The organism is Nonomuraea sp. NPDC050536, from assembly GCF_044457685.1.
Classification (GTDB): domain Bacteria; phylum Actinomycetota; class Actinomycetes; order Streptosporangiales; family Streptosporangiaceae; genus Nonomuraea.
Genome location: NZ_JBITHD010000014.1, coordinates 254,093 through 274,451, shown reverse-complemented (window position 1 = coordinate 274,451; position 20,359 = coordinate 254,093). Strand labels below are relative to the sequence as shown.

The following is a 20,359-nucleotide window of genomic DNA, read 5'->3' as shown; positions in this document are numbered from 1 at the left end:
AAATCCACTCGCACACTGTGCGAGTCTTGTCGTACAGTGTGCGAGTGGACTCGAACACTGTGCGAGACCCCCGTCGCTGGTGGGTGCTCGTCGTACTCTGCTTGTCGCTGCTCGTCCTGGCCGTCGACGGGACCGTGCTGAACCTGGCCATCCCCTCGCTGATCAGGGATCTCGGCGCCACGCCTGCCGACGTCCAGTGGATCCTGGACGCCTACGTGCTGGTCTTCGCCGGGTTGCTGCTGACCTCGGGAAGCCTGTCCGACCGGTTCGGCCGGCGGCGGTTCCTGGTGATCGGGCTGGCCTTCTTCGGCGGCGCGTCGCTGCTGGCCGTCATTGCCTCCTCGCCCTGGCAGCTGATCGGCGCGCGTGCGCTGATGGGCGTGGGCGGTTCGCTGCTGATGCCCTCCACGCTGTCGATCCTGATGACCGTCTTCGACGAGGAGGAGCGGCGCAAGGCGATGGCCATCTGGAGCGCGGTGGCCATGGTCGGCGTGATCGCCGGGCCCACGCTCGGCGGCTTCCTGCTCCAGCACTACTGGTGGGGCTCGGTCTTCCTGCTCAACGTGCCCATCGCCCTGGTGGCGATCGTGGCCGCGTTCGTGCTCATGCCCGAGACGCGCTCGACCGGGCGCAAGATCGATCCGGTCGGGGTGGTGCTGTCGATCGTGGGACTGACCTCGGCCGTGTACGTCATCATCGAGCGCGAGTGGAACATCCCGGTGATCGCGCTGGCCGTGGTGGCGCTGGGCGCCTTCGTGCTGTGGGAGCGGCGGTCGGACCATCCGATGCTGCCGCTGGAGCTCTACCGCAACCGCAACTTCAGCGGGGCGTCGTTCTCGATCCTGCTGATGTCGTTCGGCGCCGGGGCCGTGATGCTCATGCTGACCCAGTACCTGCAGTTCGTGCTCGGGTACGGGCCTATGCAGGCCGGGCTCGGGCTGCTGCCCTACGCCGTGGCGGCCGCGCTGTTCAACGCGGTGGGCGCCGGGCTCGGGCAGAAGGTCAGCAACCGGGTGCTGATCGGGGTCGGGCTCGTGGTGATGGCCGGGGGGTTCGTGGTGATCGCCACGACCACCGGGTACTGGCCGCTGCTCGTCGGGCTGCTGATCATGGGAGTGGGCGGTGGCCTGGCGGGTCCCGCTGCCTACGCCTCGCTCATGGGCGCGATCCCGCTGGAACACGCCGGTGTCGGCTCCGCGATGAACGACACCGTCCAGCAGGTGGGCCTGGCGATGAGCATCGCCATCCTGGGCAGCGTGCTCGCCGGGGTGTTCACCTCGGCGATGCCCGCCGACGCCCCGGCCGCGGCCAGGGATTCGATCGGCGCGGCGTTCAAGCTGGGCTTCGCCGAGCCCGCCCGCCTGGCCTACACCGACGCCATGCACGTCGGGGCCTGGGTGGGGGCGGGGTTCTGCGTGCTGGCCGCGCTCCTGGCGTTGTCGGTGCTGCGCCCGTCCGCCCCGGTCGTCCAGGAGCCCGTCGCGGCCTAGCGGATCCTGGGCTCGCGCATGGTCTCCAGGCTGTCGAGCTTGTGCACGCGCTCGTCGTGGCCGATCTGCCGCAGCAGGTCGGCCACCGAGCGGTAGCGGCCGTACTCGGCGGCGTAGGTGCCAGGGTCGGGGACGAAGTCCAGATCCGGGTTCTCGGCCACGAAGGTCATGTACGAGTGCTCGGCGTGGTCCTCGAACTCGGCGTTGAGCCGGTAGCTCGCCTTCGGGTGGACCAGGAACAGCGCCCACGAGACGTGGTAGTAGAAGAAGGCGATCAGCCACGGCGCCGCCCTGTGCAGCAGCCAGTTGCGCCTGAGTCCCTGCCGGTCGATCAGGTCTTCCATGATCAGCAGGTGGAACTGCTCGTTGTCCTGGTCGGAGCGGGCCTCCACGATCCGCTCGTGCACCCGTCTGGCCAGCTCCGACCGGGTTCGGAACCGGTGCACCGCCCAGTAGCCCATGCGCTCCCAGGCCTGGTACGGCACGCGGGCGATGATCTCGAGCATTGCGAACTTGGTGAACGAACCCTGCTCGCCGTACAGGACGTCGACCGGCTTGAACATCATCTTGGCCAGCAGGCTGTACTTCATCCGCGGGGTGTCCAGCGTGTCCTGCTGGGCACGGCGCAGCTGCTCGCGGTCGAGCTTGGGCGGGCCGGGGTACGTGGCGGGGGCGTGGTCCAGGATGACGGTCATGTCGGATCTCCTCGGCTTCGAAGTGGATGATCCGATCGTGCGGGAACGACCCCCGATCCGGCGTCGGCCGCCAGTGGGCTTTCCGTGTGCCTCTGGCGGCGTAGCCACCCGCCGGAGGGTACGCCGCCAGGCGGACAGGGAAATCCCCTAGGGGTTGATCTTTGTCCATATGTCCGGACATGCGGTACGGTGAACAGCATGTAAGGCGATTCTCGAGCGTGCCGACAGGTTGGAGGTGGGAAGCCTGCAGCTGAAACGGGATACTCGTAGCATGTCGGAGCTACTCGCGCGCCACCGGGCTGTGATTCCCAACTGGTTGGCACTTAACTACAACGAGCCCATCGAGATCGTCAGCGGTAAGGGTAACCGCGTCGTCGACGCCGATGGCAAGAGCTATCTGGACTTCTTCGCCGGCATCCTCACCAACATGATCGGGTACGACGTGCCCGAGGTGCGCGAGGCAGTCGAGCGCCAGCTGGCCACGGGCGTGGTCCACACCAGCACCGTCTACTTGCTGCGCGGGCAGATCGAGCTGGCCGAGAAGATCGCCCGGCTCTCCGGCATCCCGAACGCCAAGGTGTTCTTCACCAACTCCGGCACCGAGGCCAACGAGACCGCGCTGCTGCTCGCGACCTACGCCCGCAAGAGCGACCAGGTGCTCGCCATGCGGCAGAGCTACCACGGCCGCAGCTTCGGCGCGATCAGCGTCACCTCCAACCGGGCCTGGAAGAACAACTCGCTCTCGCCGCTGAACGTCACCTTCCTGCACGGCGCCGACAAGCACCTGACCCAGTTCAAGGGGCTCTCGGACGCCGACTACATCAAGGTCTGCGTCGAGGACCTGCGCCACGTGCTGGCCACCGCGGTCTCCAACGACGTGGCCGCGCTGATCGCCGAGCCGATCCAGGGGGTCGGCGGCTTCACCATGGCGCCCGACGGGCTGTTCGCCGCCTACAAGGAGGTCCTGGACGAGCAGGGCATCCTGTTCATCTCGGACGAGGTGCAGACCGGCTGGGGTCGCACCGGCAGCGCGTTCTTCGGCATCCAGAACCACGGCGTGACGCCCGACATGATGACCTTCGCCAAGGGCCTGGGCAACGGCTTCGCGGTCGGCGGCATCGTGGCCCGCGGCGACCTGATGGACTCCCTGCCCGCGGTCGGCCTGGCCACCTTCGGCGGCAACCCGATCTCCATGGCCGCGGCCAACGCGACGCTCGACTACGTGCTCGACCACGACCTGCAGGCGAACGCCGCCAGGACCGGCAAGATCATCATCGACGGTCTGAAGGCGGCCAAGGAGCGGCTGGGCGTCATCAAGGAGGTCCGCGGCAAGGGCCTGATGTTCGCCATCGAGCTGGAGAACTCCGCGCAGGCCGCGCGGTTCATGGAGGAGAGCAAGAAGGCGGGCCTGCTCGCCGGCAAGGGCGGGCTGTACGGCACGGCCATCCGGATGGCCCCGCCGCTGACCCTGACGGTGGATGAGGCCACGGAGGGCCTCGGCATCATCGTCAACGCTTTGGAGATCATCAACGATGAAGTTCGTTAACCACTGGATCAACGGCTCTCGGGTGGACGGCGACAGCCGTACCTCTGAGATCTACAACCCGGCGACCGGTGAGGTGAGCGGCAAGGTCGCGATGGCCTCCGTCGCGGACGTCGACGCCGCGGTCGCCGCCGCCGTCGAGGCGTGGCCCGCCTGGCGGGACGCGTCGCTGGTCAAGCGGGCGCAGGTGCTGTTCCGCTTCCGCGAGCTGATGTACGCCCACCGCGACGAGATGGCCGCGCTGATCTCCGCCGAGCACGGCAAGGTCCACTCCGACGCGCTCGGCGAGGTGGCCCGCGGCCTGGAGGTCGTGGAGTTCGCCTGCGGCATCCCGCACCTGCTCAAGGGCGGCTTCTCCGAGGGCGTCTCGACCCGCGTGGACTCCTACTCCATGCGGCAGCCGCTGGGCGTCGTGGCCGGCATCACGCCGTTCAACTTCCCGGCCATGGTGCCGATGTGGATGTACCCGATCGCGATCGCCTGCGGCAACGCGTTCATCCTGAAGCCTTCGGAGAAGGACCCGTCGGCCTCGCTGCTGATGGCGCGGCTCTGGCAGGAGGCCGGGCTGCCCGACGGCATCTTCAGCGTCGTGCAGGGCGACAAGGTGGCCGTCGACCGGCTGCTCGAGCACCCCGACGTGCAGGCCGTCTCCTTCGTCGGCTCCACCCCGATCGCCAGGTACGTCTACGAGACCGGCACCGCGCACGGCAAGCGCGTCCAGGCGCTGGGCGGCGCCAAGAACCACATGCTCGTGCTGCCCGACGCCGACCTCGACCTGGTCGCCGACTCGGCCGTCTCGGCGGGCTTCGGCTCGGCCGGCGAGCGCTGCATGGCGATCTCGGTCGTGCTGGCGGTCGACCCGGTCGGCGACGAACTCGTGCAGAAGATCGTCGAGCGCGTCTCCCGGCTGACGATCGGCCCCGGCGACGACGCACGGTCGGAGATGGGCCCGCTGGTCACCGGCGTGCACCGCGACAAGGTCGCCTCCTACCTCGACCTGGGTGTCGAGGAGGGCGCCTCGCTGGTCGTCGACGGCCGCAAGACGCAGATCCTGGGCGGCGCCGCCGCCGAGGACACCCCCGGCTTCTGGCTCGGCCCGACCGTGCTCGACCACGTGACCGCCGGCTCGCGCACGCACACCGACGAGATCTTCGGCCCGGTGCTGTCGATCGTCCGCGTCTCCTCCTACGAGGAGGGCCTGGAGGTCATCAACGGCGGCGTGTACGGCAACGGCACGGCGATCTTCACCAACGACGGCGGCGCCGCACGGCGCTTCCAGAACGAGGTGGAGGTCGGCATGGTCGGCATCAACGTGCCGATCCCCGTCCCGATGGCCTTCTACAGCTTCGGCGGCTGGAAGTCCTCGCTGTTCGGTGACACGCACGTGCACGGCACCGAGGGCGTCCACTTCTACACCCGCGGCAAGGTCATCACCTCCCGCTGGCTCGACCCGTCCCACGGCGGCGTCAACCTCGGGTTCCCCACCAACAAGTAGCGGTACGGCAGGCGCCCCGCGACCCACGGGTTCGCGGGGCGCCCGCGTGCTCGCGGTAGGCTCCACCACGTGAAACGCCGTACTCATGCCTGGACGCTCCCAGGGGCGGCCACGCTCGCCCTGGCCGCCACCATGGGCGCGGCGACGCCGACCCCGACCCCCACGGGCACCCCCAGCACGAGCCCCAAGGGAAGCCCTACGGCTAGCCCCACCGCGAGTCCCACGGCGAGCCCTACGCAGAGCGACGGCACGCTGCAGATCATCACCTACCGTGGCTACGCCGAGTTCGGCGGCAATTCGCCCAAGGCCAACTGGGTGGGCACCTTCGAGAGGATCACCGGCTGCCGCGTCGCCAGGCTCGACACGGTGCAGACCTCAGAAGAGATGGCGAACCAGGTCGCCAAGCAGCCCTACGACCTGATCTCCGCCAGCCCCGACCTGGCCGGCGACTTGATCGCCGCCAAGCAGGTGCAGCCCGTCGACCCCGACAAGGTGACCGGCTTCGCCGACATCCCTAAGCGGTTTCGCGACATGACCAGCCAGGCGGGCAAGCCGTACGGCGTGCCGTACCTGTGGGGGTACCACGAGTTCCTCTACGACTCAGACAAGGTGAAGGGCGGCAAGCTCGCGGACGTCTTCGGCTCCGGCAAGGTCGCGCTCGCCGACACCCCGATGACGATCGCCGACGCGGCGCTGGCCGACACCACGGTCGACGATCCGTTCCGGCTCAGCCAGACACAGCTGGACGCCGCGCTGACGCTGCTCGGGCAGCACAAGGAGCGCGCTTACTGGACCAACCCGCTGGACCTGGTCAAGGGCTTCGCCACCGGGTCGCTGGAGTACGCGCAGGCCACGCCGTACTATCGCGCGCTGCTGCAGAAGGCGGGCCTGCCGGTCAAGGCGGTCGAGGCCGAGCGGACCACCGGATGGGTGGACTCCTGGATGCTCGGGGCGAACACCGCCACCCCCAACCTCGACTGCGCCTACCGCTGGCTCACCTGGATGAACGCGCCCCCCGCCCAGCGCGCCGCCGCCGCCTGGATGGGGCTGGCGCCGGCCAACGCCAAGGCGTGCAGGCTCAAGATCAAGGGCAAGGAGACGGTCGTGCCGGTCTGCCAGATCTACGGCGCGGACAAGCCGAGCGGGCTCGACCAGGTGGCCTTCGAGGTGCGCCCGCCCGACTACGCCACCTGGACCGACAGGTGGCACGGGCTCGTCCGCTAGAGTCCTCATCTCATGAGCGACATGGCACAGGCGTTCGACGAGCTCGCCGACGACTACGACGACGACCACCACGACAAGCTCGCGCGGGCCCTGGTGGAGCTGGCCGAGCCCGCGGCGGGTGACAGGATCGCCGACGTCGCCTGCGGGAACGGGGCGGTCGCCCTGGCCGTGGCCGAGCGCCTTCCCGGGCTGGCCGTCCCGATCGTCGCCGTGGACGTCTCTCCCGGCATGATCGCCGCCGGCCGGGTGCGGGCCGAGGGCCTCGGATACTCCGCCGCGATCGACTGGCGCGTCGGTACGGCGTTGCCGCTTCCGGTCCCCGACGCCTCGCTCGACCTGGTGTTCTGCGCCTCGGCGCTGCAGTTCATGGGCGCGGGCGCGCTGACCGACTGGCATCGGGCGCTCAAGCCGGGCGGCCGTGCCGTCTTCACCGTGCCGGTGGCGTCCCTCTACAACCCGTCGGGCCGCTTCGCCGACCTGGTCGCCCGCGACCTCCCGCTCCCCGCGACGCCAGAAGAGACGCAGGACCTCATCGTGGACGCGGGCTTCACCGATCCCCACGTCCGCCGGCTCGACCGCGTCTTCCTCGCCCTCGCCGTCAGGCTTTGACGGGGAAGGCCACCACGGTGGCCTGGGGGGCGGGCAGGATGGCCTCGGCGCAGTCGGCGCAGGCCAGGACCGCGGTGTCATCGGGGAAGCGGCCGACGCGGACACGAGGGCGTGGCCACTTCTTGTGGCAGACGACGCAGGCCTCACCGAACAGCTGCGCGCTGCTCATCCCTTCGGGGTCGAACGTCACCATGCGATGAGTCGTTCCGGTCGGGCCCCAGTTCATCACGCTCCCCGCGGCGCTAGCACACCCATATCCGGATCCGTTATAACCGTGCCCGCCTCCGTGATCGTCGACGGGCGCGTCAAGCAAGAGTGAAATCGCGGTGGGGCGGCCTGCCGTACAACCACAAAACAGGCCATCCAGCCGCAAGCTGGATGGCCTGTTTTCGGTAATAGCTAGGCGAAAGCCTTCTCCAGGATGGTCAGGCCCTCCTCCAGCAGGTGCTCGGGCATGACCAGCGGCGGCAGGAAGCGCAGCACGTTGCCGTAGGTTCCGGCGGTCAGCACCAGCAGGCCCTCGGCGTGGCAGCGCTTGACGACCTCGGCCAGCGCCTCGGGGTTGGGCTCCTTGGTGCCCGGCTTGACCAGCTCGATCGCGATCATCGCGCCGCGGCCGCGCACGTCGCCGATGACGGGGAAGCGCTCCTGCAGGGCCTTCAGGCGCGGCAGCATGATCTCGCCGATCCTGCGCGCCTTGCCGACCAGGTCCTCCTGCTCGATCGTCTCGAGTACGGCCAGGGCCGCCTCGCAGGCCAGCGGGTTGCCGCCGTACGTGCCGCCCAGGCCGCCCACGTGGACCTTGTCCATGATCTCGGCGCGGCCGGTGACGCCGGCCAGCGGCAGGCCGCCGGCGATGCCCTTGGCGGTGCAGATGATGTCGGGCACGATGCCCTCGTCCTCGCAGGCGAACAGGTTGCCCGTACGGGCGAAGCCGGTCTGCACCTCGTCGGCGACGAACACGATGCCGTTGGCCTTGCAGAACTCGGCGATGCGAGGCAGGAAGCCCTTGGCCGGCTCGATGAAGCCGCCCTCGCCGGCGATCGGCTCGATCACGACCGCGGCCACGTTCTTGGCGCCGATCTGCTTCTCGATCATGTCGACGGCCTGGGCGTAGGCCTCCTCGGCCGGGTTCTCGCCGGGCCAGCGGAACGGGTAGGCCAGCGGCACCCGGTACACCTCGGGCGCGTACGGGCCGAAGCCCTGCTTGTAGGGCATGTTCTTGGCCGTCAGCGTCATCGTCAGCAGCGTCCGGCCGTGGTAGCCGTGGTCGAACACGACGACCGCCTGGCGGCCGGTGGCCAGGCGCGCCACCTTGACGGCGTTCTCCACGGCCTCGGCGCCGGAGTTCACCAGGAAGCTGCGCTTGTCGTGGTCACCGGGGGTGAGCTCGTTGAGCTTCTCGCAGACCCGGACGTACGACTCGTACGGGGTGACCATGAAACAGGTGTGGGTGAAGTCGGCGACCTGCTTCTGAACCCGCTCGACCACCCGGGGCGCGGAGTTGCCGACGCTGGTCACGGCGATGCCGGAGCCGAAGTCGATCAGGGAGTTGCCGTCGATGTCCTCGATCACGCCGCCGCCGGCGCGCGTCACGAAGACCGGCAGCGTGGTGCCGATGCCCGGGGGGATGGCCGCCTGCTTGCGGGCCAGCAGCTCCTGCGACTTCGGTCCAGGGATGGCGGTGACGAGACGACGCTCCTGCGGAATGCTCATATGCGCACGTTACGACCCTGGATGACCTGCGCCGATAGGTCGATATGTCACACTGGAAGGGCCCGTCTTCGCCGGAATGGACAACTCATGGCCCCAACCCTTCGGACCGTCGCGCGGCGGATGGGGCTGGTCCCGCTCGCCGGGTCGCTGGAGTCCGCCGTGCGGTGGGTCGCGGTGAGCGAGCTTGAGGACCCCACGCCGTTCCTGGAAGGCTCCGAGCTGGTGCTCACCACCGGAATGCGACTTTCCGACGATTTTTCGGGCTATGTCAGCCGATTGGTGGACCGCGGCGTGGCGGGGCTGGGCTTCGGGGTCGGGCTCACCCACGAGCAGGTGCCCGGCGCGCTCGTGGAGGCCGCCAAGTCCGCCGGTTTGCCGCTGGTCGAGGTGCCCCGCGAGACGCCGTTCATCGCCGTCGGCAAGATGGTCAGCGAGCACCTGGCCGCCGAGCAGTACGACGAGATCACCCGCGCCTTCGCCGCCCAGGGCCGCCTGACCCGCGCCGCGCTCAAGCCCGAGGGCATGCACGCGGTCATCGACCGGCTCGCCCGCGAGGTGGGCGGCTGGGCCGTCCTGCTCGACGAGTCGGGAGAGGTACGGCACGCCTCGCCGGGCGCGCGGACCCAGTGGCTCGTCGCCGAACTCGCCCGCCTGCGCGAGGGGAGCCACGACCGGTCGCAGTCGCAGGCCGGAGAGCGCTGGCCGGCCAGCATCTCGATCTCCGGCCCCGACGAGCATGTGGTGGTTCAGCCGCTGGGCGGCGGGCCCCGGCCGCGCGGGTTCTTCGCCGTCGGCGCGGCGGGCGCGTTCTCGCCCGTCACCCACACCGTCATCAACGCGGCGGGGTCACTGCTCACCCTGGCGGTGGAGCAGGGCACGACCCAGCGCGAGGCCGAGCGCCGGGTGCGCTCCGCGGTCCTCACCCTGCTCCTGGCCGGGCACGTGGACCAGGCCGCGACGGTCGTCGGCCCGCTCGGGATCAGGCTGCCCGGGGAGCCGGTCGTCGTCCTGGCCGCCGCCGGCGAGGCCCTGGACGAGCTCGAACCGCTGGCCTTCGCCGCCCGCTGTGGGCAGCAGGCCATCGCGATCGTGGCGCAGGACACCCCCGTCACCGGCCGGGTCGGGGTGAGCGGCCCGTGCCAGTACGCCGACCTGCGCAGCGCGCTCGACCAGGCGCTCCGCGCACTCGGGGCCGCCACGGACAAGCCCGTGCGCTTCGCCGAGCTGGCCGGGCAGGGGCTGCTCGCGCTGATCGACGCCGCCGACGCCCAGGCGTTCTCGGCCACGCTGCTGGCGCCGCTGACGATGTACGGCTCGCGCGCCGACCTGATCGAGTCGCTGCGGGCCTACCTGGACAGCAACGGGCACTGGGACGCGGCGGCGCAACGGCTCGGCGTCCACCGGCACACGCTGCGCTACCGCATGCGCCGGGTCGCCGAACTCCTCGGCCGTGACCTGGACGACCCCGGGGTCCGTGCCGAGCTGTGGATCGCGCTCGAAACGGCCCGCCGTACCGGGTGAGCTATTTCTTGACCAGGTAGCAGCAGATCGTGGCCGTGGTGACGGCCTCGTAGGTGCGGCCGTCGCGCAGGTGCCCGGCGCGTTCCAGGCTGATGGCGCCCTGGGCGGCCGCCCACAGCGCGTCAGCGATCTTGCGAGGCTGGGTGGGCACGAGGTAGCCGGCCGAGATGCAGTCAGAGATCACCCGGTCCAGGATGTTGAGGGCGGCGCGGGCCAGGGTCCTGGCGCGCTCGCTCGGTTCGAAGCCGGGGATCGCCCGTTCGAACATCAGGCTGTAGTAGCCGGGCTCGGCCAGGCACGCCTCACGGTAGGCGGGACCGAGCGCGGTCAGGTACTCGAAGGAGTCCCTGCGCTGCGGGACCGTCTCGAGATAGCGGCGGAAGCGTTCGAACCCTTCCAGGTAGAGGGCCTCCGCAAGGCCCTCGCGGTTGCCGAACATCGTGTAGATGACGGTGGTGGTGCAGCCCGCTTCTGTGGCGATCCTGCGCATCGTCAGGCTCTCGGGCCCATCGGAGGCGAGCAGCTTCACGGCGACATCAAGCAGTCGTGAGCGAAGCTCGTCATGTGTTGCGCGCTCGCCCAGCAAGTAGGCGCCCTGAAGCCCGAGCGGCGCCGAGGATGTCATCGGGACCCAACCCTTCTACTCTGGGGCTCGCCGCTCGGAGACCCGCACTCGGATGACTTAGCCCTAGCGGAGATCGTTCAAACCGCCCCCCACGGTAAACATCCCGAATTAGGCCTACATCTGTTACATCTTGGGTAAGGGAGATGCCCACGTGGCAACGGGTACGTCAGCGGTGGGGGGCCAAAGAGGGAGCCAGGGCTCCAGTTGCATTGACCCGTAGTTCTCTTGCCCATCCGACAGGTGTCGAAGTCCGGATCGTGACCAGGCCGGTTGATGTTGATGCGTGGGTCCTCGGAGGCGGCCAAACAGGTTTCGAATCAGGGATGGCTCTGGGTTGAGTCGTGTCGCGCTTCCCAGCGCGCTGCCCCTGCGCTGGGTGGGGCAGGGGCAGCGTTCTCGGTTCAGTTCTTCTCGAACTCGTAGGTGTAGAACATGATTCCGTTGCCTACCGGGCGGAGGTCGGTCAGGCGCATGGGGTGGGCTTCGGTGAGGTCGTCGAAAAGGCGGCGGCCTGAGCCCAATACGACGGGGAAGACGCATAGGCGGAGTTCGTCGGCCAAGTGGTGTTCGATCAGGGTGCGGACGAGGGTGTAGCTGCCGTAGACGAGGATTTCGCCGTCCAGCTTTGCCTTGAGTTCTGAGATCTGCTCCACGGCATCGCCGTTGAGGACGGTGGAGTTCTGCCAGGCGGGTTTGTCGTTGGTGGTGGAGACTACATATTTGGGCATGGCCAAGGTGCGGTCTGCCCACTCGCCGGGCCGCTCTCGGGTGCCGAACCAGGTGTCGGTTCGCCTGCCCAGCAGGAGCGCTTCGGCTTCCACGGCCTGCTTGGTTGAGAGAACGTCCCACGAAGGGACGTCGGCTTCGCCGTAGCGGTAGAACCAGCCGCCGCGGTCGGAACCTTCTTTGCCGTCGGGGTCTTCGACCACGCCGTCGAGGGTGGCATTGGTGGTGATCACGATCTTGCCCACGGGTTCTCCTGTGTCTTGTTGATGCTTGCACTTGGGTAGACGCCGGGGGCGCGGTGGACTGGGCGGTCAGGGTTTGGGCATTTTCGGGAGGGTGAGGGCGCCGTCGATGCGGTCATGGCGTCGCTCACGACCCGGCGACTTCCATCACGGGGCCGACCTCGACCCCGCCGCCGACCCGCAGCACCGGGCAGTCCTTGGCCAGCGCCAGCGCGGAGTCCATGTCCTCGGCGGACACCACCGAGTAGGCGATCATCCGGGAGCCGCTGCCGCCGACCTCGCCGAGTGAGGCGTACTCGGTCACCGCGTGGCCGACGTCCACCAGGGCCGAGCCCAGCCCGCCGAACCAGGCCTGCCACTCGGCCGGCGTCCCGGCGTCGGGCCTGTAGTCGGAGGGCACACGGAAGGAGAAGACGTAGTTGGCCATGATCTGTGGTCCTGTTCTGTATCCGGGCGCGCCCCGGACTGGGACCGCCTCTAAACAGGCAGACCCCAGCACGGCCATGAATTGGGCGCGCGGACACCGCCCAATTCGCGGGCCCGGCGGCGTCTTCATCATTGAGCGAGCCGAACGCGCCCTGCGGAAAGAAGAAAGGCGAGGATGCATGCCGATGGAGATGGACACGACGGACCTGATCGCTCGGGCTCGGGCCGGCGACCACAACGCGTTCCGCGACCTGGTCCAGGGCCACTCCCACGAGTTGCAGGTGCACTGCTACCGCATCCTGGGATCCCTGCAGGACGCCGAGGACGCACTCCAGGAGACCCTCGTGTCCGCCTGGCGTAACCTCGGCGAGTTCGGCCAACGGTCCTCGCTGCGGACCTGGCTCTACAAGATCGCGACCAATCGGTGCCTGAGCATGTTGCGCGCCGACAGCCGACGCCCTCGCATCGCCCCCCCGCTGCCCGAGGCCACCCTGCCCGAACCCACCGGCGCCGGCGACGCCCCGCCCTGGTTGGAACCCTACCCCGACGTCCTGCTCGACCACCTCGTCGACCAGCGCCCCGGACCGGAGGCCCGCTACGAGACCACCGAGGCCATCTCCCTGGCCTTCATCACCGCCCTGCAACTGCTGCCCCCACGCCAACGCGCCGCGCTCGTCCTCCGCGACGTCCTGGGCTACCACGCCGCCGAAGTCGCCCAGATGCTCGATGCCACCCAGGAATCGGTTCAAAGCGCCCTCAAACGCGCCCGCGCCACCGTCGACAACCACCTCGCAGACTCCAGCAGCACCGGCAGCCGCAGGCCTGGCCGCCAACCCGACACCGCCGCAGAACACCGGCTCGTCGCCCGGCTCACCGACGCCCTGGAACGCGCCGACCTGGACGCCCTGATCGAACTGCTCGCCACCGACGTGAGACTCTCCATGCCCCCGGTCTTGCTGGAATACCGCGGCATCGAATCAGCCCAGCGCCTCTTCGCCGCCGTCACCTTCGGCCCCGGCCGCACCTACCGCGTGGTACCCACCCGCGCCAACGGCCAGCCCGCCTTCGGCTTGTACCTGGCAGACGCCCACGCCAGTGTCTACCGCGCCTACGCCCTCCTGGTCATCACCACCGCCGGCGACCACATCACCGCCATCACCTTCTTCATCACCGACGTCATGACGCGCTTCGGACTACCCCGAACCCTCCCCGAAACAGACTGACAGACTGCTGGCGCCACCCTGTTGTCCCGCGCCTGAAGGCAGAGCCCGGATGGTTGCCTCAGGCTTCTTCAACGAAGTTCCGGCGCGGGACGCCGTGGCGTCGCTGTCACACCGGCGAGCCGCGAAGGCGGCCATCCTCCCATTCGATTCGGGAACAGCTCCTTGAACGCCGCCAGGTCGGTGCGTGTGGCCAGGTCCCACCGAACTCCCACCGCGGTCAGGAAGTTCAGCCACACCCGCAACGAACGGGCATAGCGGCGTCGCGTGCTCACCGCCAAGACCCGAATCTCCGGATCTCGCCAGAAGGCATTCACCAGCGGATCAGCGCGGCCGGACGGATCGAGGAAGATCGGTGTCCCATCCCTCGCCCGTTGCGCTCGGCGCGTTCCCGGACATCACCCAAGCCGGACACCAGATCCTCAACCGGCGCGAACGGCCGTCGGAAATCATAGAAGTCCAGGGACCACCCATCCGGAGCCCACCGCACGGCCTCGCGCACTCCACAACCTCCCTGTCGGCGATCGAATAGTCATTCGTCTCCAGATCTCCGACAGATGTGTTGGGCAGTGAATCGGGCGGTTGTCAACGCGGCTGTGATCGGGGGTTCGGCCTCTGAGTGCTCAGAATCAGCTATCTGGCAAAGGGGATCGGCGAGAATGCCGTGCTGTCGGAGGCGGAAACGATTGATCAAGACTGGGATGCGGCTATGGCGGCCCAGGTGGGGCGAAGCCTGTCGGTAGCTGAGGGCTATGTTCAAGCTCGGCACCCAACCGACACTGAGGCAAAATTGCTCGGCATTGCCCAAGCGTCATGTGTGCTGGTCCGTGCAACCCTTACTTGCGATGAGCAGGGCGAACCCGTGGCCTACTCGATTTGCGTCTGGCCTGGAGATAGCACACGCTTGTCGCTTCCGTAGCCAGGCTCAGACCATGAAAGCTGGTCACTTCTTAATTACGCGCAAGCTCTCGACATCGCCATAATTCTTGGGCGACAAGCGGCGCCAGGTAAGACCACGCATGCGAGCCGTCGGGGCAGTTTTCTCTGACAACTACATTGCCGATATTTTTGGTCGTCAGTGGAAGCCATGCCGACTTATCGTGCTCGTAGATGCTGTGACACTTCTCTCGCAGCATGTCTACTTCACGTCCTGAGATCTTTGTTCGAACGATGGCTACTAGGCAGAAGCATGATGCAGGCGCACTCCACCCCAGCCAACTGATCACTATATCTCCGTACTCATTGGGCGTTAGCCCCAATTCTTCACGAAGCCCGCGCCTGACTAGCTCAAAAAAATCTTCCCTGCCTCCCGGCTCGTCACGATATTTCATAGATTCATTAATTCCCACAGTCCATTGAGCGGGGAATGTGCGCACACTAAGAGATCTTCGCAGTAGAAGAAAGTTGTTCCCGCTGTCGATAACCGCCACGCAGGCACTAAGCATTGTAGGCGGAACAACGGCTATAAACTGATCTAGGCCTTCTTCAAGCGCGTAAGATAGACGCTGGGCCATATTCGGGTCGGCCTGGGTAAGATGGCTTGTTGCAAGACACTCCGAATATGTGCTTTCTGCGATGGTGACGCGACATGCGTGGGCACTAGGGTGCTCTCCGTGATCGACTGTAAGTCGATGAATGTAAGCGGTAGAGCCGTAGGCGCCGCTAGCGATTTGCTTCGCGATCTCGTTATGCCATTCTGGCACATCGTATAGATGTGCTACCTGCACCCTAGAAGCGAACTCGGTGCGAAGGCGATTAGGTGTGAGCAGGCGGTCTTGTGACCATGTGATGAATGGGAGGAGCCCGTCCTCGATTGAGCTATACGACCGTGCCGTGGCGCTTAGCATTTGACGCTTCCTCGCCAAGGAAGGCAGTCGCAACGTTCCGTATTTTAGAAATTCGTATAGTAGATTCCCTGCCGCCCCCACAATGAGCGCGCCAGCTATACCAAGTATCCAAGTCAACATCTCTGTTCCGGGACATACTAGGTTAGGTTGAAGGCGGATTACCGAAGATCATACAGTTGGTCTGGCTAGATCGACAGTAGGCCTGGGGCGCTGATCGAGGGTGTCCTCGTGGGCAGCTACTCGTCTCCCCAGGCGAACGCCCCCTGTCCTGGTGCTTGCCATCGTGGCCAGACGGCAACACGCATGTGATCTGGAAGGCTTCCCAGGAGTCGGGCCACAAGGTGGTCGCTCCGCATGCCTCTTGTGGCGGGACCCCTTCGCTTGCCTGCCTGTTCACTGCGACTAGCCGATGTTCAGGCGGTAATTGAACTCGTAGCGGTCGGCGCGGAATATGATCTTGGCTACTTCCACGGCGACGTCCTCTGCCCAGAACGTTTGCCAGATTTGGATCACTGGGACACCTGGGCTGCCCGCTCAAGTGCCCGACCCTGCGCACCCCTCCTCTCGCATTCTGTTCGCCAATAGCCTCGACGACCTTGTGAAGTTTCTGAGGGCGCCTGAGGGCAAGGGGGAGAGCGGAGCCTAGACCGGGCGTGAGCGGCGCTCGTCCTCGCTCGGCGCAGAGGTGAGGATGCCCCCGTGATGCGCTTCTCACGCCCTCTCGGGGCGCGCGAACGGTCGATCTCACGCCTCCCGTCCCACGGGATGGGGAGGGGAGCGTGGAGATCCCGCGAGACGTCCCGCATACAGGTGCCCCATCCCCGTTGACCGGGGTGGGGCACCTTTCTGCTAGACGGCTCCCCTTGAGAACGTGATCAGGTCGAGGGGAGCCAATCTCGGGAGCCAACACCCGCAGACGTCCTCAGCCGTCCCCGGACACTGGCCGATTCTCTTGCCTGGTGGGGGCTCCCCAACCGCCTCCGGCCGATCTCAGCAGACAAACTCTTCTTACATCTTGGGTAAACATCGAGGCTTGTACTTAACGGTGGGGCCCGAGCGGCCTCTTGTGCACCCTGGTGTAAATCGCTCGCGGGCCGCTTGGCATAACGTCGGAGACATGGACGTGCGCACCTTCTGGCTCGCAGGACGCCCCGCAACCGGGGACGCCGAGCTCACCGTGACCAATCCCCACGACGGTCGCGAGATCGGCCGGTACTCCGTGCCGACCGACGCCCAGGTCGAAGAGGCCATCGCGGCCGCACACGCCGTCGCCAAGCAGGCCGCAGCGCTGCCGATCCACGTACGCGCCGAGGCGCTGGCCCATGTCTCGCGGCGCATCGCGGAGCGGGCGGACGAGATCGCCCACCTGATCACCGCCGAGAACGGCAAGCCCATCACCTGGGCGCGCGGCGAGGTCAACCGGGCCATCTCCACCTTCCGCTTCGCCGCCGAGGAGACCCGGCGCTTCTCCGGCCATGTGCAGCGGCTCGACACCGAGGCCGCCGCGGCCGGGCGACTGGCCTACGTCTCCCGCGTGCCGCACGGGCCCGTGCTGGCGATCACTCCGTTCAACTTCCCGCTGAACCTCGTCGCGCACAAGGTCGCCCCGGCCATCGCCGTCGGCGCGCCCGTGATCGTCAAGCCGGCGCCTGCCACGCCGCTGTCGTCGCTCGTGCTCGGCGAGATCCTGGCCGAGACCGACCTGCCCGCCGGGATGTTCTCGGTGCTGCCGGTGGCGAATGAGCGCGCCGCGGCGCTGGTCGACGATCCGCGGCTGCCGATCGTGTCGTTCACCGGCTCGGCACCCGTCGGCTACGCCATCGCCGACCAGGTCCCGCGCAAGCACGTGACGCTCGAGCTGGGCGGTAACGCGGCCGCCGTGGTGCTGGCCGACGCCGACCTCGACTGGGCGGCCCAGCGCATCGCGCTGTTCTCCAACTACCAGGCCGGGCAGAGCTGCATCGCCGTACAGCGCGTGATCGTGGAGCGTCCCGTCTACGACGCGTTCGTCGACCGGCTGCTGCCCGCGGTGTCCGCGCTTGTCACCGGCGACCCGCTCGACGAGAAGACGCAGGTGGGGCCGCTGGTCTCGGAGGCCGCCGCCGAGCGGGTGGAGACCTGGGTCAAGGAGGCGGTCGCCGGTGGCGCCCGCGTCCTGGCCGGCGGCACCCGCGAGGGCGCCACGATCGCGCCCACGGTCCTGGCCGACGTCCCTGACGACGCGAAGGTGGTACGCGAGGAGGTCTTCGGACCCGTCATGATCCTGGAGCCGGTGGAGTCGATCGACGAGGCCTACGCCATGGTCAACGACTCCAAGTACGGCCTGCAGGCCGGCGTCTTCACCCGTTCGCTGGACTCCGCCTTCAGGGCCAACAGGGAGCTCGAGGTCGGCGGCGTCATCATCGGTGACGTGCCCTCCTACCGGGCGGACCAGATGCCCTACGGCGGCGTCAAGGACTCGGGCATCGGCCGCGAGGGCCTCCACTCGGCCATGGAGGACTACACCTACGAGAAGGTGATGGTCCTCACCGGCCTGTCGCTCTAGCGGGTCATCGCACTCTCCACAAGGCCATGTTCTGCCTGTGGAGAGTGCACAACGCTGGACACACCACTCAGCGCCGGCACGCTCGGGTTCTGGAGTCTGATCGACGCCAGGGGCGTGCGGTTCAGGCGTGCTCCGCGGTGGTGAACAGGGTCTTCGTGGAGTCGCCGAAGTAGGGGCCGTACATGGTGCGCTGGTCGTCGCTGTACTTGAAGCTGCTGACCGAGGTCATGGTGCCCTTGCCCGTGGCGGGGTCGAAGGCCGACAGCCAGGGGCCGCCGCTGGAGCCGGCGGTCATGTCGCAGCCAAGGCCCTGGTCGCGCGTCTGGCCGTAGGGGTCGTCGCGGACCCGGCCGGCGCAGTAGACCAGGTGCTCGCCGTCGTACGGCGGGTCGGCGGGGTAGCCGAAACCGTAGGTGTGGGAGCCGCGGGCGGCGTTGAAGCCGATCTCCTGGGCGCCCACCGCGTCCTGGACGTGCCTGCCCGACGAGGTGCCGAGCGCGACCATGCCGATGTCGTAGCTGTCGTCCGCCGAGCGGGACCAGGGGCCCGCGACGAACATGCGGCGGGCGGTGAACGAGCCGTAGGGCTGCTCGCCGCCCTGGCTGTAGCCGGGGACGAAGGTCCAGTTGTTGGCCCACTCGCCCGTGCCGTCCTTGACGCAGTGGCCCGCGGTGACGACGACGTCGCGGTTGGCGCTCCTGACCGTGCCCGCGGTGCAGACGAAGTCGACGCCGCCGAGCGTCAGGAAGACCCTGCCGGTGGTCCTGGACACCGCGCCGCCCGTGGCCCAGCGGGTGCCCCCCGTGCTGCTGGCGGGCCTGGCCGACTGGTGGCGCGGGGTGACGATGCGCGCCCTGCCGCCCGCGATCTCGGGAGCCGCGCCCAGCCCTGTCCTGCCGGTGAGCCCGGATGCCAGCCCGCCACCTTGACCGGTGAGTCCGGACGCCAGCCCGCCGCCCCGGCCCGTGAGCCCCGAAACCGGCCCGCCGCCCCGGCTGGACAGCAGGCCGCCGCCCTGGGTGACGATGCCGAGCAGGTCGATCGGCAGGGCCTGGGCCATCCGCTCCGGCGTCCAGTAGCTGAGCACGCGCCGCTGGTCCGCGCTGGTGCGGGCGGCCTCGTGCTCGACGACCTCGCTCCGCGGCTCGCGATGCGCCGCGGGGGACATGGCCGGGCGGATGATCTGCTGCTGGACGGGCGCCGCGCCGACGAGGGCCGGGCCCATCAGCCCCGCGAGGAGCGGGGCCGCGGCAAGCAGGGGGGTGCTCAGGGTCATGGACCCCGAGTGTGCACTACGAGATGTGTTCTTGTGACTACTTTCGGTAAATGGCTTCAGAGTGCGTTCGTGGCCTGCGCGCTCTGGTAGACCGCCTGCGCTTCTGTCCCGAAATATGGGCCGAACATCCAGTTCGGGGCGAAGTTGTATTTGAAGCTGTTAACGGAGTTCTGCGTGCCGAGCCCCGTCGATTCGTTGAAATTCTGGAACCACGGACCACCACTGGAACCACCGGTCATATTGCAGGTCAGACCGTGGTCCTTGGACATCAGGAAGTCGTCGAAGGTGCGTCCGGCGCAGTAGATGAGCTTCGACCCGTCGTACGGCGCGGCCGCGGGGTAGCCGAAGGCGTGCATCTGCACCCGGCGCCCCTGGTTGAACGCCACGCCCTGCCCGCCGACCGCGTCGGTCAGCGACTTGCCCTGCAGGGGCGCGACCACGGCGGCGGCCACGTCGAAGTTGATGTCCTCGCTGGAGTCCCACTGGGGGGTGGTGATCAGCTTGGTGGCCGCCCACGTCCCGTAGGGCCGCTGTCCCTGGTCGTATCCGGGGACGAACACCCAGTTGGTGTGGTAGTCGCCGCCCAGCTTCACGCAGTGCCCGGCGGTGAGCACGACGCTCTTGTTCGCGCTGGTCACGGCCGAGCCTGAGCAGGAGGCGTTGCGCCCCTGATAGGTGAAGAAGATGCGCCCGGTGGTCTTCACCACCGCGCCGCCGCCCGTCCACGCGGCGCCGCCGCTGTTGGCGGACTGCGGCTCCGGCTTCGGGTTGCCGCCGGGCGAGGTGGGCGGGGCCGTCCACGGGGTGCCGTCGGTCGGCTCGCCCGGGCCGCCCACGGCCATCCGCAGGTTCCGCTTGGGCTGCGGGGCGTCGAGCGGCTTGGCCGCCTCCATCTTCTGCGGGGTCCAGTACTGCAGGACTGCCTTCTGCTCGGACTTCGTGTCGGCGGCCGCCTCCGTGGCGGGCTTGGGCTCGGTGTGCGTGACCTGCGCCTGGGCCTGTGCGCTCGCGAGGGGGAGTAGGGCGCCCCCTGCGCTGAGTGTGAGGACGGAAAGCAGAGCGAGTCTGCGGTGCATTAGGTACCTCCCGAAACCGGATCTGAGGTTGGAAGGTAGCGGCACCAATATCCGGATTTCTCAAGATTTGCGCATACGGATAT

At 68.0% G+C, this 20,359-nt stretch carries 17 protein-coding genes; 9 read left to right on the top strand and 8 right to left on the bottom strand.

Annotated elements, in window-relative coordinates:
* Positions 1 to 44 precede the first annotated feature (44 nt).
* Positions 45 to 1,490: an MFS transporter gene (locus ACIBHX_RS34455; protein ID WP_397071586.1), complete on the top strand. Its 1,446-nt coding sequence runs from the start codon at positions 45 to 47 to the stop codon at positions 1,488 to 1,490.
* On the opposite strand, the gene ACIBHX_RS34450 is transcribed toward ACIBHX_RS34455, so the two are convergent.
* On the bottom strand, positions 1,487 to 2,185 hold the full coding sequence (locus ACIBHX_RS34450; RefSeq protein ID WP_397071585.1) for an alternative oxidase: 699 nt from the start codon (positions 2,183 to 2,185) through the stop codon (positions 1,487 to 1,489). The two genes, ACIBHX_RS34455 and ACIBHX_RS34450, sit on opposite strands and share 4 nt — an antisense overlap.
* 271 nt (positions 2,186 to 2,456) lie before the next feature.
* Between ACIBHX_RS34450 and ACIBHX_RS34445 the strand changes: the two genes are divergently transcribed.
* From ACIBHX_RS34445 to ACIBHX_RS34430, 4 genes are all read left to right on the top strand, one after another.
* Positions 2,457 to 3,731, top strand: a complete 1,275-nt coding sequence (locus ACIBHX_RS34445; protein WP_397071583.1) for an aspartate aminotransferase family protein — start codon at positions 2,457 to 2,459, stop codon at positions 3,729 to 3,731.
* Positions 3,718 to 5,223 (top strand): CoA-acylating methylmalonate-semialdehyde dehydrogenase, encoded by a 1,506-nt coding sequence (locus ACIBHX_RS34440; protein WP_397071582.1) that lies wholly within the window; start codon positions 3,718 to 3,720, stop codon positions 5,221 to 5,223. The genes ACIBHX_RS34445 and ACIBHX_RS34440 overlap by 14 nt, the downstream gene beginning before the upstream one ends.
* Positions 5,224 to 5,292: 69 nt before the next feature.
* The gene (locus ACIBHX_RS34435; RefSeq protein WP_397071581.1) at positions 5,293 to 6,447 is read left to right on the top strand and encodes an extracellular solute-binding protein; all 1,155 of its coding nucleotides are present in this window, start codon (positions 5,293 to 5,295) and stop codon (positions 6,445 to 6,447) included.
* Positions 6,448 to 6,459: 12 nt separating this feature from the next.
* Complete coding sequence (locus ACIBHX_RS34430; protein ID WP_397071580.1) at positions 6,460 to 7,056, top strand: class I SAM-dependent methyltransferase; 597 nt, start codon at positions 6,460 to 6,462, stop codon at positions 7,054 to 7,056.
* Here the strand turns inward: ACIBHX_RS34430 and ACIBHX_RS34425 are convergent.
* Both ACIBHX_RS34425 and gabT read right to left on the bottom strand, forming a co-directional pair.
* The gene (locus tag ACIBHX_RS34425; RefSeq protein WP_397071579.1) at positions 7,046 to 7,249 is read right to left on the bottom strand and encodes a hypothetical protein; all 204 of its coding nucleotides are present in this window, start codon (positions 7,247 to 7,249) and stop codon (positions 7,046 to 7,048) included. The genes ACIBHX_RS34430 and ACIBHX_RS34425 overlap by 11 nt on opposite strands.
* A gap of 206 nt (positions 7,250 to 7,455) precedes the next feature.
* The gene (gabT, locus tag ACIBHX_RS34420) at positions 7,456 to 8,772 is read right to left on the bottom strand and encodes a 4-aminobutyrate--2-oxoglutarate transaminase (RefSeq protein ID WP_397071577.1); all 1,317 of its coding nucleotides are present in this window, start codon (positions 8,770 to 8,772) and stop codon (positions 7,456 to 7,458) included.
* Positions 8,773 to 8,859: 87 nt separating this feature from the next.
* Between gabT and ACIBHX_RS34415 the strand changes: the two genes are divergently transcribed.
* Entirely contained in the window at positions 8,860 to 10,293 is a 1,434-nt protein-coding gene (locus ACIBHX_RS34415; protein WP_397071576.1) for a PucR family transcriptional regulator, read from the top strand.
* 1 nt (position 10,294) lies between these two features.
* Here ACIBHX_RS34415 and ACIBHX_RS34410 read toward each other — a convergent pair whose 3' ends face one another.
* From ACIBHX_RS34410 to ACIBHX_RS34400, 3 genes are all read right to left on the bottom strand, one after another.
* Complete coding sequence (locus tag ACIBHX_RS34410) at positions 10,295 to 10,918, bottom strand: TetR/AcrR family transcriptional regulator (protein ID WP_397071575.1); 624 nt, start codon at positions 10,916 to 10,918, stop codon at positions 10,295 to 10,297.
* A 401-nt stretch (positions 10,919 to 11,319) separates the two neighbouring features.
* A complete protein-coding gene (locus tag ACIBHX_RS34405; RefSeq protein WP_397071574.1) occupies positions 11,320 to 11,889 on the bottom strand; it encodes a dihydrofolate reductase family protein in 570 nt (189 codons plus the stop codon).
* A 124-nt stretch (positions 11,890 to 12,013) separates the two neighbouring features.
* Entirely contained in the window at positions 12,014 to 12,313 is a 300-nt protein-coding gene (locus ACIBHX_RS34400; RefSeq protein ID WP_397071573.1) for a hypothetical protein, read from the bottom strand.
* A 184-nt stretch (positions 12,314 to 12,497) separates the two neighbouring features.
* On the opposite strand from ACIBHX_RS34400, the gene ACIBHX_RS34395 reads away from it, so the two are divergent.
* The 3 genes from ACIBHX_RS34395 (at position 12,498) to ACIBHX_RS34385 (ending at position 17,924) form a co-directional block, all read left to right on the top strand.
* Positions 12,498 to 13,535 carry a sigma-70 family RNA polymerase sigma factor gene (locus ACIBHX_RS34395; RefSeq protein ID WP_397071572.1) on the top strand — a complete coding sequence of 346 codons (1,038 nt, stop codon included), beginning with the start codon at positions 12,498 to 12,500 and terminating at the stop codon, positions 13,533 to 13,535.
* 706 nt (positions 13,536 to 14,241) lie between these two features.
* Complete coding sequence (locus ACIBHX_RS34390; RefSeq protein ID WP_397071603.1) at positions 14,242 to 14,451, top strand: UTRA domain-containing protein; 210 nt, start codon at positions 14,242 to 14,244, stop codon at positions 14,449 to 14,451.
* A 2,045-nt stretch (positions 14,452 to 16,496) separates the two neighbouring features.
* On the top strand, positions 16,497 to 17,924 hold the full coding sequence (locus tag ACIBHX_RS34385) for an aldehyde dehydrogenase family protein (RefSeq protein WP_397071571.1): 1,428 nt from the start codon (positions 16,497 to 16,499) through the stop codon (positions 17,922 to 17,924).
* Between the two features lie 121 nt (positions 17,925 to 18,045).
* Here ACIBHX_RS34385 and ACIBHX_RS34380 read toward each other — a convergent pair whose 3' ends face one another.
* Both ACIBHX_RS34380 and ACIBHX_RS34375 read right to left on the bottom strand, forming a co-directional pair.
* Complete coding sequence (locus ACIBHX_RS34380) at positions 18,046 to 19,200, bottom strand: trypsin-like serine peptidase (RefSeq protein ID WP_397071570.1); 1,155 nt, start codon at positions 19,198 to 19,200, stop codon at positions 18,046 to 18,048.
* Positions 19,201 to 19,256: 56 nt separating this feature from the next.
* A complete protein-coding gene (locus tag ACIBHX_RS34375) occupies positions 19,257 to 20,276 on the bottom strand; it encodes a trypsin-like serine peptidase (RefSeq protein WP_397071569.1) in 1,020 nt (339 codons plus the stop codon).
* Between the last annotated feature and the right edge of the window lie 83 nt (positions 20,277 to 20,359).